The sequence below is a fragment of the Acinetobacter sp. ME22 genome, assembly GCF_022012315.1.
Lineage (GTDB): Bacteria > Pseudomonadota > Gammaproteobacteria > Pseudomonadales > Moraxellaceae > Acinetobacter > Acinetobacter brisouii_A.
Genome location: NZ_JAKLTL010000003.1, coordinates 171,836 through 187,792 on the forward strand (window position 1 = coordinate 171,836; position 15,957 = coordinate 187,792).

Below are 15,957 nucleotides of genomic sequence, written 5' to 3' on the forward strand. Positions count from 1 at the left end.
ACGCTTTTTTATTATTATTTGATCAAAAATTCAGATTATTTAGATTAAATAAACAACATTTTTTCTTTTCCTAGTCTATAAAGTTCCGACTTTTTACTATAACAACAGTTAGTTAAAGTTGACCATTTAGTCTAACAATTCAAAAGACCATGATTAAACAGTCACCCCTATAAATGATTTGTGCTTTTGCTAGCCACTGCCCTGCTCTATCGTTTATAGTGCTAAAAAATCATTAACTGATCAAATTACAGGAGTACTTATGAACTTGGAGCAAGTTCGCCACGTCGATGACGCCATTACTTCACGCCATTCCGTACGTGCTTTTCTAAACACCCCTGTTGACCCACAAATCATCCGTGACATTTTAAGCGTTGCCAGTCGTGCACCTTCTGGGACAAATACACAGCCTTGGAAAGTTTATGTTGTTACAGGCAAAAAACGTGATGCCATGGTTGAGCGTGTCTGTCAGGCTCAACTTGAAGTCAATGAACATCCTGAGCTTGCAGAAAAATATAAAGAAACCTTTGCGTATTATCCTGAAAAATGGATTTCACCATTTATTGACCGTCGCCGTGCCAATGGTTGGGGACTGTATGGCTTGTTGAACATTCAACGCGGTGAAAAAGAAAAAATGGCGGCACAGCAGTTGCGTAACTTCAAACTGTTCGATGCACCTGTCGGTCTGTATTTCACAGTCAATAAAGCGATGGGTATTGGTTCAAAAATGGACATTGCCATGATGATTCAAAATGTAATGGTGGCTGCTAAAGCACGTGGTTTAGACACTTGCCCACAGGCTGCGTGGAATCATTTTCACCCAATCGTACTTGAAGAAATTGGTGCGCCAGAAGATGAAGAATTGGTGTGTACTGTGGCTTTGGGTTATGCAGACCCCGATGACCTTGTAAATACCTTCATCACTCCGCGTGAACCTGTAGAAAGCTTTAGTGTATTTATTGAAGAATAAATACAACATGTTATAAAAGGTCATCGCTTGATGACCTTTTTATTTTAAAGAGAGATCAGTTAAAAACTGGCACTTTGAACTGCGCCTTGAAAATTCAGACAATCCAAGACTCTTTTTTGCTGGACTTCTGTCAGTTGTGAAATCTCAAACCAGCGATATTCAGAATGTTCTTCACTCAGTTGAATTTTTGCCTGCTCAGGTAAAAAACAGCGAAAAATAAAAGCATGTGAATTCACTGCTCTGTGATAATACACGCCACTCAGATAAGCAATCTCGACATCACAGCCCAATTCTTCCTGACATTCTCGAATTAAAGCCTGATGAATGGTTTCTCCGACATCCAAGCCACCACCAGGCAAGCCCCATGCCTGATTGGCATAAGTTGCTTTAAGTAATAACACTTGCTGGCTGTGATTGGTGATGACTGCATGAGAACTCATGCGATATAAGTCATGAAAACCCACTAAGATGCCTGCTGATTTTTTGTCAGACCAAGGTCAATGTCCGTCATTTTCCAATTCCAGCCATCACGAGTAAAAATAAACTGGGTATCAGCACCTTGCAAATGCACCACATGAATGACAAAGTGGTTTAAATCTTGATAACCTGCATGGTACTGTAATTCAGTACTGGAAAGCTCAGACGTTGAGTCCTCGGATGCTGTATGACTCATGTTCGCTTGCATGACATTACTACTATCATCTAGCTTTTGGTGGCTAACCAGTGATTGAGAGAGCTGTTTACCTTGTAACAGTAAAATCATGGTTTTAGGAGTCACTACCGTATCTAAAACCGCATCGGTAATCGGTTCACCAATATATGCACCTAAAAGCTTTTTCCAAGATGGACGCTCTCCCTGATTTAGATCGGTGCCAAACCATTGTGCATTCATTTGTGGCTTCAGGCTTTCTTTGACCGCATCATAGTCAATATATGCTGAAATCCGTTCAGGTTGATTATTTTCGTAAGCTTGTTTCAGTTGGTACATCATCCAATACGGCGATGCCAACCATGCTGACACCAGCATAACCACCATGACACCAAGAGCAACAATGAGTTTTTTCACTGCAACTTTACCCTGCTTTTTAACCACAAACCAAAGTTGCTTAATGTAACCGATTCTCACTTTACATGTTGTAACGCTTTGCTGATTTATGTAGCAATTGCTTTATTACAACGCCGCACACTGGGCTTAAACGCAGAAACATAACAATCAACGGCTGAATTTTTTGGCAAAATCCGCCACAATAGACCGATAGTAAAAAGCCTAATTTTTGAGAAAAAGATGAGTGATTTAGCCTTTATTCAATATCAACTGAGTGGTGTTGATGCACAAAAATTTCTGCAAGGACAAGTGACCTTACATGTTGAGCGTCTTGCCGAACAAACCCCGCGCTATACCGCAATTTGTGATTTAAAAGGTCGTATCCAGTTTGGTTTATGGCTCAATAAATTAGATGCTGAACATTTTGAATTGGTGGTTACACAAGACCAAAGTGATGAATTTGCCAAGCATATTAAAAAATATGGTGCATTTTCTAAAATGACGTTAACTATAGTTGGTGAAGTTTATCCAACACTCACTTCTGACTCGACCAGCTTTGCAGCAGAAGTTACAGATATTTCAGCATGGCAACAACAAGCTATCGCACAGGGTCAAGCCTACATTTGCCAAGCCACGGCACATGAGTTTCAACCACAAGAACTACGTTTACATCAGCGTGAAGGCGTACATTACGATAAAGGCTGTTATATTGGTCAAGAGATCGTGGCACGTTTGTGGTTTAAAGCCAAACCAAAACACTGGCTGCATTTGGTTGAAAGCACTGGCGATGTGCCTGCTGTTGCAAGCAAACCTCATGCTGATGTTGAAGTCGTGAATAGCGTTGAGACTGCAACAGGTTTCCAAGCCTTAGTCGTTGCAAAACCTGCTGCATTGGCAGAACTAGGCTGGATAGTACTCGATTTACCTGAAGCCTTAAATGGGGACATTGCTCGCCCTCAATAATATTCTATTTAACTTTGGGCAAGCTCAAGTTTGCCCAAAGTGCCGTATTCAAAAATCCCACAAATTGCCCTCGTTTTCTTCTCATAATTTCTACAAAATAACCAAAATTTCACAGAACACACTTCGAGTTACTTTATGAAAAAACTGATTGCTGCGCTTGGACTAAGTCTGATGACCATGGGACTGGCACATGCCGATATTGCAACCCTAAAAGCCAACCTGCAAAAAAACTACCCAGATATTACACCACAGTCGATTCAACCCACCCCAATTAAAGATATTTATGAAGTCTATATGGAAGGTGAAGTGGTCTATACCAATGACGAAGCACGTTATTTCTTTATTGGAAATATGGTCGACTTAAAAAACAAAGTCAGTCTAACCGAACAGCGCCTACAAGAACTCAATAAAATTGATGTAAAGACACTGCCACTCAATCAAGCAATTAAGCACGTAAAAGGCAATGGTAAACGTGTGATGTATGTGTTCAGCGACCCCGACTGTCCATACTGCCATGCTTTAGAAGAAGAACTGAAAAAAGTAGATAATGTCACTGTATATTTATTTTTGTATCCATTAAAGAATTTACATCCAAATGCAGAAGCGATGGCACAAAAAATCTGGTGCTCAAAAGACAAATACAGTGCATGGGAAAACTATGTACTTGATCGTAAGCAACCGACAGGCAAAGAAGGTTGTGCTACCCCTGTACAGAAAAACCTAGAATTGGGTGAAAAACTGCATATTGATGGCACACCAACATTCTTCTTAAAAGATGGTCAGCGTATTTCTGGCGCACGTAGTGCCGATGATATTAATCAGTTACTAGATTCAGTTCAGTAATTGGAAGCACCTCCGTCCAATCGGCTGAGGTGCGTTTTTAATGATTATTGATCGTCTAACGATTCATCACGCTGAGCAAAACGGCTCGCCAAAATACCACACACAATCAATTGAATTTGATGGAACAACATCAAAGGCAACAAGATCAGACCAATCGGCTGTCCTGCAAAAATAATCTTGGCCATCGGTACACCACTCGCCAAGGTTTTTTTAGAGCCACAAAACAAAATCGAAATCTGATCTTTCTTTTTAAAGCCCAAAGCACGGCTCGAATAATGAATCAGCAACATCACAATCGCCAATAACACAGCACATACAATAAATAGAGTCAACAAGGTTCCTACTGAAACCTGATGCCAAATCCCTTCAATGACTGCTTCACTAAAAGCCGCATAAACCACCATCAAGATTGAGCCTTGATCAACCACCTTAACCATTGAACCATGCTTTTTAATCACTGGGAAAAGTTTTGAACGACAGATCTGCCCCAAAATAAATGGAACAAGCAACAAAGAAACAATATTCAGGACTGCACTAGATGAACCTGTATCATGCTGAGACAAGGACTGACTAATGAAGATACTGACCAAAAACGGCGTAATAAACATCCCGAAAATATTGGATGCTGAAGCGCTACAAAGTGCTGCTGGTACATTACCTTTGGCAATCGAAGTAAATGCAATTGATGATTGCACCGTAGAAGGCAACAATGCTAAATACAAAACACCCAGATAGAGTTGATGCCCTAACAGCGGCTCAATCAATGGTTTAAGTACAAGACCTAAAATTGGGAACAAAATAAAAGTTGCTGCAAAAATACATAGATGTAAGCGCCAATGGGTTAAACCCTCCATCACGGCTTGGCGTGACAACTTTGCTCCATGTAAAAAAAACAACAGCGCAATTGCACAATTGGTCAATTGTCCAAAAATACTGGCTGCATGACCCTGAATCGGTGCAAGACTGGCAAGTACCACCATGCCAATGATCATCAGGCTAAAATTATCGGGTAAAAAACGTGGTCGAGCCATTTTACATCCTCTTGGTCGGTTCGCCTCGGCTGATCTCTCTGGCTTCATGAGATATTTCAGATGACTTTTCACATATTAAAAGAGCATCATCCAAATGAAAAAAGAGCATTACTATGCCTTATCTTTCTGAATAATTGATTAAAAAATCACTTGCGCGATAGTAAACTGAGTCGCTTCATGGGTCAATCTACCACCAGAAAGTCATTAACATGCTGACTGCAATAAACCCTAGAATCGTACTGAGCATCACAGCTGCAACCGCTCGCTGCTCCAATCCATACACTTGCCCTAAAATTCCAAATACAATTGGCATCGGCAGTGCCGCAATCAAGGTTGCTGCTTGTTGCATTTCCAAAGATGCATTGGGTAAAAATAAAAATAGAGCAAAAATAACACTGGGCATAAGTAGAATTTTTAAGCCAACCAACAGTAAAGTTTGATGGTCAAGTGCTCGCAAGCGAATACCAACTAAACTGCCCCCAATCACCAGTAATGCCAAAGGCGAAGCTGTTTTACCAAGTACAGTCAACAGATTGCTCAAAACCTGTGGCAAGTGTAACTCAAATATAACAGCACACATTGCCAGTAAAATAGCAATAACTAATGGATTTTTTAGCAAATTTTTAACTGCATGATAGAGCATAACAGAAGTGCGATGCTGTGCTTGCAACCCTGCTTCTGCCAACAATAACACCATCGTCATCATTAACAGATTTTCAATCATTAAGGTTAAGGACAAATAAATGACCGCACGATCAGGCAACAATAACGGCAAGATTGCACTACCAATCAAGCCTGTATTCGACATAGATGCACCCATCGACATCACTGCGGCTTGGGTCAACGGATAAGAAAAGTGACTGCGATATAGCCTGTAAGCTAAAGCATAAATTAATAGTGAGCCACCTGCATAGGCGAACAGATAAGGTGGCAACCAAATATCATGCAGATTTTTACTGGCAAGTGAGGATAGAATCAGAGCAGGCAGCGCTATTTTAATGACATAGCCACCTAAGCTCTTAATTTGTTCAGCAGTGAGCAAGCCAAGCTTGACACTGCCATAGCCTGTTCCTATAAGGAGGAAAATTGGCAGTAGAATATTCAGAACCAAATGAAAAAAATCATTTAAGATTCAGAAAAAGCGTGGAATAAGTTTTTAAAACCATGCGGCTGAGAACGTAAATACTGCGGTGCAACCTGAATTGGCTCACCCAAGGAAACTGCGGCATGCCATACCCAGCGTGGGTCATACAAAATTGCACGTGCTAAGGCAATTGCATCAGCTTGATGATGACGTACAATCATTTCTGCCTGTTGAGATTCAGTAATTAAGCCCACTGCAATCACGGGAATATGAACATGTTGCTTAATTTCTGCAGCAAATGGTACTTGATAATTCGGTTCAATATCAATGTGCTGCTTTTCATGTAGACCACCACTAGAAACATGCACATAAGCTGCACCCACTTTTTCAAGTTGCTTGGCAAGTTCAACACTCGATTCAAGTGTCCAACTGGCATCGGCTTGCGATTCCATCCAGTCGGTTGCAGAGATACGCACGCCAACAGGGAAGCCTTGTGGAACAACTTCCAAGACTTCAGCAAGCACTTCAAGAGTCAAACGCATGCGATTTTCCAAGCTGCCGCCATATTGGTCTTGCCGCTGATTCGACAATGGTGACAAGAACTGATGCAACAAATAACCATGTGCGGCATGAAGTTCAATCAAATCAAAACCTGCATCAACCGCTCGCTGTGCCGCTGCGACAAAGTCGTGTTTCACTGCCTGAATTTCTTCAAGTGTTAACGCATGTGGCGCAAGATCTTTTTCAGAAAATGCAACGGCACTCGGTGCAACTGTTTGCCAACCATGTGCATGTTCAGGTGCAAATTGCCCACGACCTAACCAAGGTTTATCAGTTGAAGCTTTACGACCTGCGTGCGCCAATTGCACACCAAACGGCATTGGAGAAAGTGTTTTCACTTTTTGAAGTAATGTCTTAATTTGGTCACGTTGCTGGTCATTCCACAAACCTAAGTCAGCATAACTAATCCGACCTTCAGCCTGCACAGCTGTTGCTTCAACAATACATAGCCCTGCACCAGATAAAGCATAATTTGCCCACTGTTGTTCATGCCAGTAGCTGACTTCGCCTGCTTCTGTTGCCGAATATTGACACATCGGTGCAATAATGACCCGATTATTTAATGTCAGATCAGCAAACTGAATGGTTTCGAATAATTTTGACATCGAACAAAGTTCCCCTGTTTCATTAAAATTGTTTGGTAATACTTAAACCTGCGCTCCAATTGCGCCCTTCTGCGGGTTCAAAATAGCGTCCATTGCCATCATTCACAATCACTGAACCAATATAGTTTCGATCAAATAGATTATCAACACGAGCATAGGTATTGATTGCCCAGTCCTGCATTTTCCACTTATAACCAACATCAATTGCTGTCACGGTATAACTTGGTGCTGCATCAGAGTTTGTATCATTGACATAGATTTTATCCATATAACGCGCTTCAATGCCTGCAAAAGCCCCTGTTTCAGGCTGCCAAGCTAAACGTGCAAAAGCCTGATTTTTTGCAATACCTGGAATTGAATTTCCTTTTTTGACCGTGCCAGATGATGAGGTGAAATCTGCATCAAAGGTTGCATCTAAGTGGCTATAACTGGCCTGTGCTTTTAAATCTCGCCACAGGTTTTTATTCCATGAAAACTCAACACCTTGACGCTGAGTTTGATCAACATTTTGATAGGTTGCCCGACCATTCACCGTTGCATACGACACAATGTCATTTTTAGTGTGAATTTGGAAGGCTGCCAAGGTGAAATATCCCCAAGGATTTTCAGACTTCAAACCCACTTCATAGTTATCACTGCTTGAAGGTTTTAAATTAAAGTTAAACCCTGCTACACCATCTGGTCGATAAGCCATTTCGGTAAACGTTGGGGTTTCAAAACCTTTGGCATAACTGGCATAAGCCAACAATTCAGGTAAAACCTGCCAGCTTAAAGTCGCTGAAGGCAAGGTTTTCGCATATTCCGTTTTACCGCTATCATCACCATTACTTAAATAATGGTCATCTGACTTGTAATGCACATTGCTGTAACGCACACCTGTATCTAAACGCCAAGTCGGTAAAAACTGCCAAGATGCTTGCAAATATGGATCAATATTCCACAAGGTATTGTCTTCATTACGGCGTAAATTACCTTTGACACCATAGTTGCCTGCAGCATCATAGTTTTCATAACCTTTACGGTCTTCATCCATCGCATCAAGTGCAACACCCGCACTAATTCGGGTATTTGGCAACAAATCTTTACCTGTCCAGCGGAAATCAGCACCATAATAATTACGATCAAAATCAATCACACCACCTGCATTATTCACATTGGCTTGAGTAGATTTTGGAATGGATTGGTACTGGGTCACATGACGGTTGCCAACATAAGTCATGGCATACAGTTCATTGTGATCATCTAAGGATTTTGTCCACGTCACCCCTGTTTGAGTTTGCTCAATTTCTTTACGGGTGTTATAGGTGTCCGCACTACTCACGGCTTGTTTTGGGTTTTGCTCCCATAAAGCACGTGTCAGCCCCATCGGGTCATCCGCATTGATTTTAACGTAGTTGGTTACCCAGTTCACTTTACTGCCATCACTCAAATTCCAAGTGAGCTTGGCATTATTTAGTACTTTGTCCGCAGCACTATGATCACGATAACCATCGGTATCAAAATAAGATGAACTAATGACATAACTCGGTTCATTTTCCGCATGTGCGCCACCTTGCAGCACAATCGAACTGTTACTACGTTGATCACTACCACCTGAGTAGCCCATGGTTACTGAGTCTCGACCCTGACCTTCTTTGGTGGTTGCTAAAATCGCCCCACCTGAAGAGTTGCCATATAAAGAGGAAAATGGGCCTGTGAGAACCTCTAAATGATCGAGGCTTTTTAAATCAATATTGGAGGTTTGCCCCTGACCATCGGGCATGGTGGCAGGAATACCATCGACATATAAACGAATGCCACGCACACCAAAAGTCGAACGCGCACCAAAACCTCGCATAGAAAGCTGCAAATCTTGTGCGTAATTTTCACGGTTATTGAGCTGTAAACTTGGAATTCCCTTCACCACTTCGGTCAGGTTCACACCAATGTTGTCTTGCTGCTTTGGCGCGTCTACACGAAAAATCGAAGCTGGCGTTTTTGCATAACTGGTTCCCGTGTGGGTTGCTTCTACTTTAATTGCAGGCAAATCCTGTACTGTCGAATCATCTTCAGCATAAAGACTTTGACAAATACAGGCTGTAAGCAACAACAGTGTGCTTTTTAATGTCACATGAACATGCAGATTACGCATTATTTACATCCTAAATTTTATGGAGGGAGAGCAATGGTGGGCATTGAAAAGTTCAAGCAAAAATAGGCTTGTGGAATGCCAAAGGTCAGTAACCTGACAAATTGATGTTTAAAATCATAAAAATATAGGAGCTATTGTAGTAATGCATTTCACTGAACACAAGTTACAGATATACCTGTTTCAGTGTGCGTGCTAAAGTATGGATTTGATCGTTGTTGTTAATATCCAGTTATGCCTGAATTACCCGAAGTCGAAACCACCAAAAATAGTCTAGCGCCCTTGCTGCATCAAACTGTTCAAGCTGTTCGCGTGCGTCAACCTCAATTACGTTGGGTGATTCCGCAAGATGTAGATAAATTACAAGGTCAAAAACTGATTGGATTACAACGACGTTCCAAATATATACTGGCCGAGTTTGAACACGACACCATGTTATGGCATTTGGGGATGTCGGGCAGTTTTCGGATTTGTAAGGCGCAAGATGAACTGCGTAAACATGATCATTTCATTCTCGATTTCGGGGAACTTCAGCTACGCTATCATGACCCACGCCGCTTCGGTTGCATCGTCTGGCTCAATGCAGATTCACAGCATAAGCTGCTTGACCCGCTTGGGCCTGAGCCACTGACTGACGCATTTAATGCAGCGTACCTGACTGACAAGCTCAAATCCAAACAAGTTGGTATCAAAGTTGCACTGATGGATAATCATATCGTGGTGGGTGTGGGCAATATTTACGCAACCGAAAGCCTGTTTAATTTAGGCATTCATCCTGCCCAGCCTGCTTCGAGCTTAAGCCAACAACAGGTTGAAGCACTGGTTGTTGAAATTAAACGTATTTTAAGTTTTGCTATTGGTCTTGGCGGTTCAACCCTCCGAGACTATACCAATGCGATGGGAGAAAATGGCTACTTTCAACAAACCTTACTCGCCTATGGGCGTGCTGGTGAAATGTGTGTCAACTGTGAAACAACTCTAGAAAATATCAAGCTGGGTCAGCGTGCCAGTGTCTTCTGTCCGCAGTGCCAGCCACTTAAAAAAACACAAAAACAAAACAGTGAATAAGAGGCTAAAACTATGCAAACTGCAATCGTACGACACATTTTGGTGAAAGATAAAACACTGGCTGAACAGCTCAAGAAAAAGATTCAGTCTGGTGCAGATTTTGCCAAAATTGCTAAAGAATACTCCACTTGTAACTCTGCCAAGCGTGGTGATGAGCTGGGTGAAGTCAAAAAAGGGCAGCTTGTGCCTGTCATTGATAAACTGGTCTTTAGCGCAGCCGAAAGAATTTTACACGGGCCAATCAAAAGCCAGTTTGGCTTTCATTTGCTTGAAATTAAGTTCCGTACGGATTTTTAAATAAATCAGATGCCAAAGACAGATTGGCATCTGATTCAGTTTCAACCCTGCTCAGATTTGGCTGTCGGGTGCATTTGGTAAGTCCATGCTTGGACAATATCACCTGACTCCAATTCCACATCCACAATGACGCGCTGATACTGAAAACCTTCAAAATCATCGAGCATCTGCCAATGATGTGCCAATTCATCTGTCGAGAACAATAATCCTTCGACTTGTGCGGCTTGAGCATCAATGACCAACGCGGGTAAGCCTTTATCAGGCCCCCAATCTAACGTATGCACAACCCCGCGCACATAAGCTTTTTGCCACTCGCCATCTAGATCACCCAAAATATGTTGATTGGGTTGTCCTGGACGCAACGTACCATACGCAAATAATCGATTCATGAAAATATCCAATCAAAAAACACGTCAAAAAATAATGCTGATCATCAAATAAAGTTTTTTTGATGCTACCTAGATTTTCCTATGCCCGCCATATTCAGCATACAAAATAGCTTCTATTTTATTCAGGGAAACGCTTACTCTTTAACAAAATCTAAAGTCACTTTATTCAATCAAGATCAATAAAAAATGCGACTCGCTTGAGTACTATTTTTTATTCACAATCAACGACTCCGATACTCTTTAGGGTTCATCGGTCGGCTATGTTTCCACAAACCGCGTTTACGTTTTTTGGCATCATCCTGCAATTCATTCAAGTGTTGTAACCGTTTTGGATGGCGCACATAGTCAGCATAGACCCATGCAATCCCATCTTTAATCAAGGTTTCACTCACACTCTCACGTCCTAAATAAACATCGGCAACCACACGACCATAACGATCCATATCTGCAACATTCAATGTCACAATTCGTCCTTGCAGCATTTTCTTAAGATACTTCTGAGCTTCTTCACCAAACTGCTGCTTAGACTCAGGTGCATCCACATAAGCTAAACGCATTCTTTGAGATTGCCCAAAATAAAATAGACGTCGGCAATCAATTGTATCGCCATCTACAATCGCAAGCACTCGACAGCGATATTTCCGACCTTTTTTAAATGGTCTCAACAATTTTTTTAAGTAGGTATTGAGTTTCGTAATCGCAATCCAAAGCAGCATGCCGCCAATTACTGCCAAAACCCACGGCAACCATTTTATCCAGTGTGCAAAATCAATCATCATCTTCAATATATCAAGGAAACATCTGCCATATTTCGAGTCAATAACACACTCAAATCGGCATAAAAAAAGAGGTAAATATACCTCTTTTCCTTATTAACACAATTATTTCTTTTTCAATTCATCACGAATTTCACGTAACAATTGAATATCTTCTGGCGTTGTTACAGGTTTTGGAGCAGCTTCTGCTTCCTGTTTACGGCGTAATCGATTAATTAATTTAACCATAACAAACACAACCCACGCCAAAATAATAAAATTAATGAAAATGGTGAGGAAGTTACCATAGGTTAAAACATTGATGCCTGCCTTTTGCAATTCTGCTAAAGATTGCAGATTATTTGGATTGTTACCCAACACGATAAATTTCTGGGTAAAGTCGACACCACCTCCCGTGATTGCCGTGATGATCGGCATAATGATGTCTTTGACCAATGAATCAACAATTTTACCAAATGCACCACCGATGATCACACCGACAGCCAAATCAATCATGTTACCCTTTATCGCAAATTCGCGAAACTCTTTTAAAATACTCATGGATGAAGACTCCAATACTCATTTGGTTTGTTATTTATTCGGTGACAATTGACCGAGTGAAATCATGTAATCTGCTATTTAATTTAGCGTTTTTAATTAAAAAATCTTGAATATTCACGGTATTACAACAAAAAACTCCTCTAGGACTAACCACAGATACAAATTCATTTATTCAAAACAATAAAGCCACCCGATCGGGTGGCTTTATCTTTACAACTCAGAGCAATTAGCCACGAGAAGCACGTTTACGTTCATTTTCAGTCAAGAATTTCTTACGAATACGAACTGATTTAGGTGTCACTTCAACTAATTCATCATCTTCAATAAATTCTAAAGCTTGTTCAAGCGTGAATTTAACTGCAGGTGTTAACGTTAATGCTTCATCTGTACCCGATGCACGCATGTTAGTTAATTGTTTTGCTTTAGTTGGGTTTACAACCATGTCGTCTGAACGAGAGTTCATACCCACGATCATACCTTCGTAAACTTCTAACTGTGGTTCAGCAAATAGACGACCACGGTCTTGTAGAGTGAACAAAGCAAATGCCAAGCAAGTACCGTTAACCATAGAGATCAACACACCGTTTTGACGTTTCGCAACTGTACCCTGTTTTGCAGGACCATAATGCGAGAAGCTTGAAGTCATGATCCCTGTACCAGAAGTCATGGTCAAGAATTCAGAACGGAAGCCGATCAAACCACGTGAAGGAACAGTTGCTTCAATACGGATACGACCTTTGCCGTCAACTTCCATATTGGTTAACTCACCTTTACGGTTACCCATTTGTTCCATTACAGAACCTTGATGCTGTTCTTCAACATCAAACGTTACGTTTTCGTACGGTTCTTGGATTTGACCATCAACTTCTTTCATGATCACTTGCGGACGAGAAACACCCATCTCGAAGCCTTCACGACGCATGTTTTCAATTAAAACTGAAAGGTGAAGTTCACCACGACCAGAAACTTTGAAACGGTCTGGACTGTCAGTGTCTTCTACACGAAGTGCTACGTTGTGAATCAATTCACGTTCAAGACGTTCACGGATGTTACGTGAAGTCACGAATTTACCTTCTTTACCAGCAAACGGTGAGTTGTTGACTTGGAATGTCATCGAAACTGTAGGTTCATCTACAGACAATGGCGGTAAAGCTTCAACATTTTTCGGATCACAAATGGTGTCTGAAATGTTTAGTGCGTCGATACCTGTAATACATACGATGTCGCCCGCTGATGCTGAATCAACATCAATACGCTCTAAACCGTGGTAACCCATGATTTTCAAGATACGACCGTTACGTGTGTTGCCTTCTTTGTCAATCACAGTCACAGGTGTATTGGTTTTTACTGAACCACGTTGAATACGACCAACACCGATAACACCCACGAAGCTGTTATAGTCAAGTGAAGAAATCTGCATTTGGAATGGACCATCAACATCAACTGCTGGTGGTTCAACGATGTCAACAATCGTTTCGAACAACGGAGTCATGTCTTCCGCTAATTCTTCTGGTGCAGGACCAGCAACACCGCGTAAGCCTGAAGCATAAACGATTGGGAAGTCTAACTGTTCGTCAGTTGCACCCAAGTTATCAAACAAGTCAAATACTTGGTCGATGACCCAGTCACAACGCGCGCTTGGCTTGTCAACTTTGTTGATAATCACGATTGGCTTCAAACCACGAGCAAACGCTTTTTGCGTTACGAAACGAGTTTGTGGCATTGGGCCTTCTTGTGCATCGACAAGAAGCAATACGCAGTCAACCATAGACAATACACGTTCTACTTCACCACCGAAGTCAGCATGTCCCGGGGTGTCCACGATGTTGATACGGTAAGTTGTATCAGTACGTTTGTCCAACCAAGTGATCGCAGTGTTTTTTGCAAGAATGGTAATACCACGCTCAGATTCAAGCGCATTCGAATCCATTACACGCTCAATCTCGCCCGCGCGATCACCAAGAGCACCTGATTGTTGTAAAAGTTTGTCTACAAGAGTCGTCTTACCATGATCGACGTGCGCAATGATGGCAATGTTACGGAGAGTTTTGATATCTGACATGTAAATTCGATACGCCTAAAGTTTGAGGGCAAATTATACAGAAAAAATATAGATTTTAGTAGTGACAGTTTCTTGACAGCAGCATTTTTTTCATCGGTCAAACCGATTTTTAGTTTGTAAAGGGATGTAACTCGATTAGAATAGCCGCATCTTGCTTAGTATATTCCCCAAAATTCCATGTCGGATTTCGATCACTCACCCCATTCCCACCCTCAACCCGATTTATTGTTAGGGCTTGATGACAAGCCAAAACCGCTGATTGCATTCTTCGCAGCCTTACAACATCTTCTTGCGATTCTTGTCCCGATTTTAACGCCTGGTTTACTGATTTGTGGCGCTTTAAAAGTTCCTGCTCATGAAACCACCATGATTTTATCGATGTCTTTGGTGATCTCAGGGATTGCAACGTTCTTGCAATCGAAAAAGGTCGGCCCATTGGGTGCAGGCTTACTGATTGTTCAAGGTACAAGCTTTAACTTCATTGGCCCGATCATGGCGATTGGCAGCATGATGATTGCCAATGGCACGCCTTATCAGCAGGTGATGGCTGCGATTTTTGGTGTGGTGATTGCGGGTGCATTTATTGAAATGGGCGTATCACGTATTTTGCCGTGGGTGAGAAAACTGATCACTCCACTCGTTACAGGCGTCGTTGTGCTAATGATTGGTCTGACTTTAATTAAAGAAGGTCTGATCAGTATGGGGGGCGGTTATGGTGCGATGGCAAATGGGACATTCGCCAACAGCGATAACCTGATCATGTCGAGTGTGGTGCTTGCAATTATCATCGTGCTCAACCGCATTCCTGTGGTATGGATCAAAAGCTCAGCGATTCTACTGGCTTTGGTGATTGGCTATATTTTGGCGGGTTTTATGGGCCATCTGGATTTCACGGCATTCCAACAAGCCCCCGTTTTTCAGTTACCTACACCGCTGCATTTTGGGATCAGTTTTGACTGGTCACTGTTTTTACCGTTTGCTTTTATTTACTTGGTCACTTCTCTTGAAGCGATTGGTGACATTACGGCAACCAGTAAAATTTCCAAACAGCCCGTGACTGGCGAAACTTGGATGCAACGCATTAAAGGCGGTGTACTGGTGAATGGTTTTAACTCACTGATTGCAGGGATTTTCAACACTTTCCCAAGCTCAGTATTTGCCCAAAATAATGGCGTGATTCAACTGACAGGTGTCGCAAGCCGCTATGTCGGGATTTGGATCGCGGCATTGTTGGTTTTACTCGGTTTATTCCCAAAAATTGCAGGAATTGTACAGGCTGTCCCTGAAGCTGTACTTGGTGGTGCAGTGATGGTGATGTTTGGCGCAGTTGCTGCATCGGGCATTAATATTTTGGCAGGGATTAAACTAGATCGTCGTGCCTTGCTGATTATTGCAATTTCTTTGGCACTTGGTCTTGGCGTTGCACAAGTTCCTGATTTCTTAAAGCACATGCCTGAACTTATGCGAAATATCTTCAGTTCTGGTGTGGCGACAGGTGGTATTGCTGCACTGTTATTGAATTTAATTTTGCCTGAACAGTCAGAGCAGTAATTTTTTAAAACAATGTCCAATCCCTGTTGCGGATTGGACATTTTTAT

Annotated in this window: 16 protein-coding genes; 6 read left to right on the forward strand and 10 right to left on the reverse strand. The window is 41.8% G+C overall.

The window, feature by feature from the left end; genetic code table 11:
• The first annotated feature begins 259 nt into the window (after positions 1-259).
• Complete coding sequence (locus LVY74_RS05795) at positions 260-967, forward strand: nitroreductase (RefSeq protein WP_237814228.1); 708 nt, start codon at positions 260-262, stop codon at positions 965-967.
• Between the two features lie 59 nt (positions 968-1,026).
• Here the strand turns inward: LVY74_RS05795 and LVY74_RS05800 are convergent, their stop codons facing one another.
• Positions 1,027-1,431, reverse strand: coding sequence for an NUDIX hydrolase (locus LVY74_RS05800; protein ID WP_237814229.1), 405 nt, complete (start codon positions 1,429-1,431; stop codon positions 1,027-1,029).
• Positions 1,431-2,033 (reverse strand): DUF2939 domain-containing protein, encoded by a 603-nt coding sequence (locus tag LVY74_RS05805; protein ID WP_237814230.1) that lies wholly within the window; start codon positions 2,031-2,033, stop codon positions 1,431-1,433. The genes LVY74_RS05800 and LVY74_RS05805 overlap by 1 nt, the downstream gene beginning before the upstream one ends.
• Positions 2,034-2,252: 219 nt before the next feature.
• Here LVY74_RS05805 and ygfZ point away from each other — a divergent pair, with 219 nt between their 5' ends.
• Positions 2,253-2,975 (forward strand): CAF17-like 4Fe-4S cluster assembly/insertion protein YgfZ, encoded by a 723-nt coding sequence (gene ygfZ / locus LVY74_RS05810; RefSeq protein WP_237814231.1) that lies wholly within the window; start codon positions 2,253-2,255, stop codon positions 2,973-2,975.
• A gap of 135 nt (positions 2,976-3,110) precedes the next feature.
• The gene (locus LVY74_RS05815) at positions 3,111-3,818 is read left to right on the forward strand and encodes a DsbC family protein (RefSeq protein WP_237814232.1); all 708 of its coding nucleotides are present in this window, start codon (positions 3,111-3,113) and stop codon (positions 3,816-3,818) included.
• Between the two features lie 44 nt (positions 3,819-3,862).
• Here LVY74_RS05815 and LVY74_RS05820 read toward each other — a convergent pair whose 3' ends face one another.
• The 4 genes from LVY74_RS05820 to LVY74_RS05835 form a co-directional block, all read right to left on the reverse strand.
• Entirely contained in the window at positions 3,863-4,849 is a 987-nt protein-coding gene (locus LVY74_RS05820; protein ID WP_237814233.1) for a bile acid:sodium symporter family protein, read from the reverse strand.
• Between the two features lie 187 nt (positions 4,850-5,036).
• Positions 5,037-5,960, reverse strand: coding sequence for an AEC family transporter (locus LVY74_RS05825; protein WP_237814234.1), 924 nt, complete (start codon positions 5,958-5,960; stop codon positions 5,037-5,039).
• Between the two features lie 14 nt (positions 5,961-5,974).
• Complete coding sequence (locus tag LVY74_RS05830) at positions 5,975-7,099, reverse strand: NADH:flavin oxidoreductase/NADH oxidase (protein WP_237814235.1); 1,125 nt, start codon at positions 7,097-7,099, stop codon at positions 5,975-5,977.
• A 22-nt stretch (positions 7,100-7,121) separates the two neighbouring features.
• Complete coding sequence (locus LVY74_RS05835; RefSeq protein WP_237814236.1) at positions 7,122-9,230, reverse strand: TonB-dependent receptor; 2,109 nt, start codon at positions 9,228-9,230, stop codon at positions 7,122-7,124.
• A gap of 231 nt (positions 9,231-9,461) precedes the next feature.
• On the opposite strand from LVY74_RS05835, the gene mutM reads away from it, so the two are divergent.
• Together mutM and LVY74_RS05845 are read left to right on the forward strand one after the other, a co-directional pair.
• Positions 9,462-10,295 carry a bifunctional DNA-formamidopyrimidine glycosylase/DNA-(apurinic or apyrimidinic site) lyase gene (gene mutM, locus LVY74_RS05840; protein ID WP_237814237.1) on the forward strand — a complete coding sequence of 278 codons (834 nt, stop codon included), beginning with the start codon at positions 9,462-9,464 and terminating at the stop codon, positions 10,293-10,295.
• A gap of 12 nt (positions 10,296-10,307) precedes the next feature.
• Positions 10,308-10,592 (forward strand): peptidylprolyl isomerase, encoded by a 285-nt coding sequence (locus tag LVY74_RS05845; RefSeq protein WP_237814238.1) that lies wholly within the window; start codon positions 10,308-10,310, stop codon positions 10,590-10,592.
• Positions 10,593-10,633: 41 nt separating this feature from the next.
• Here the strand turns inward: LVY74_RS05845 and LVY74_RS05850 are convergent, their stop codons facing one another.
• From LVY74_RS05850 to typA, 4 genes are all read right to left on the reverse strand, one after another.
• Positions 10,634-10,981 (reverse strand): gamma-glutamylcyclotransferase family protein, encoded by a 348-nt coding sequence (locus tag LVY74_RS05850; protein WP_237814239.1) that lies wholly within the window; start codon positions 10,979-10,981, stop codon positions 10,634-10,636.
• 221 nt (positions 10,982-11,202) lie between these two features.
• On the reverse strand, positions 11,203-11,760 hold the full coding sequence (locus LVY74_RS05855) for a thermonuclease family protein (RefSeq protein WP_237814240.1): 558 nt from the start codon (positions 11,758-11,760) through the stop codon (positions 11,203-11,205).
• A 102-nt stretch (positions 11,761-11,862) separates the two neighbouring features.
• Positions 11,863-12,297, reverse strand: coding sequence for a large conductance mechanosensitive channel protein MscL (gene mscL, locus LVY74_RS05860; RefSeq protein ID WP_151710098.1), 435 nt, complete (start codon positions 12,295-12,297; stop codon positions 11,863-11,865).
• Between the two features lie 226 nt (positions 12,298-12,523).
• Positions 12,524-14,359 (reverse strand): translational GTPase TypA, encoded by a 1,836-nt coding sequence (gene typA / locus LVY74_RS05865; RefSeq protein ID WP_151710099.1) that lies wholly within the window; start codon positions 14,357-14,359, stop codon positions 12,524-12,526.
• Between the two features lie 177 nt (positions 14,360-14,536).
• On the opposite strand from typA, the gene LVY74_RS05870 reads away from it, so the two are divergent.
• Entirely contained in the window at positions 14,537-15,910 is a 1,374-nt protein-coding gene (locus tag LVY74_RS05870; RefSeq protein ID WP_237814241.1) for a uracil-xanthine permease family protein, read from the forward strand.
• Positions 15,911-15,957: the final 47 nt, after the last annotated feature.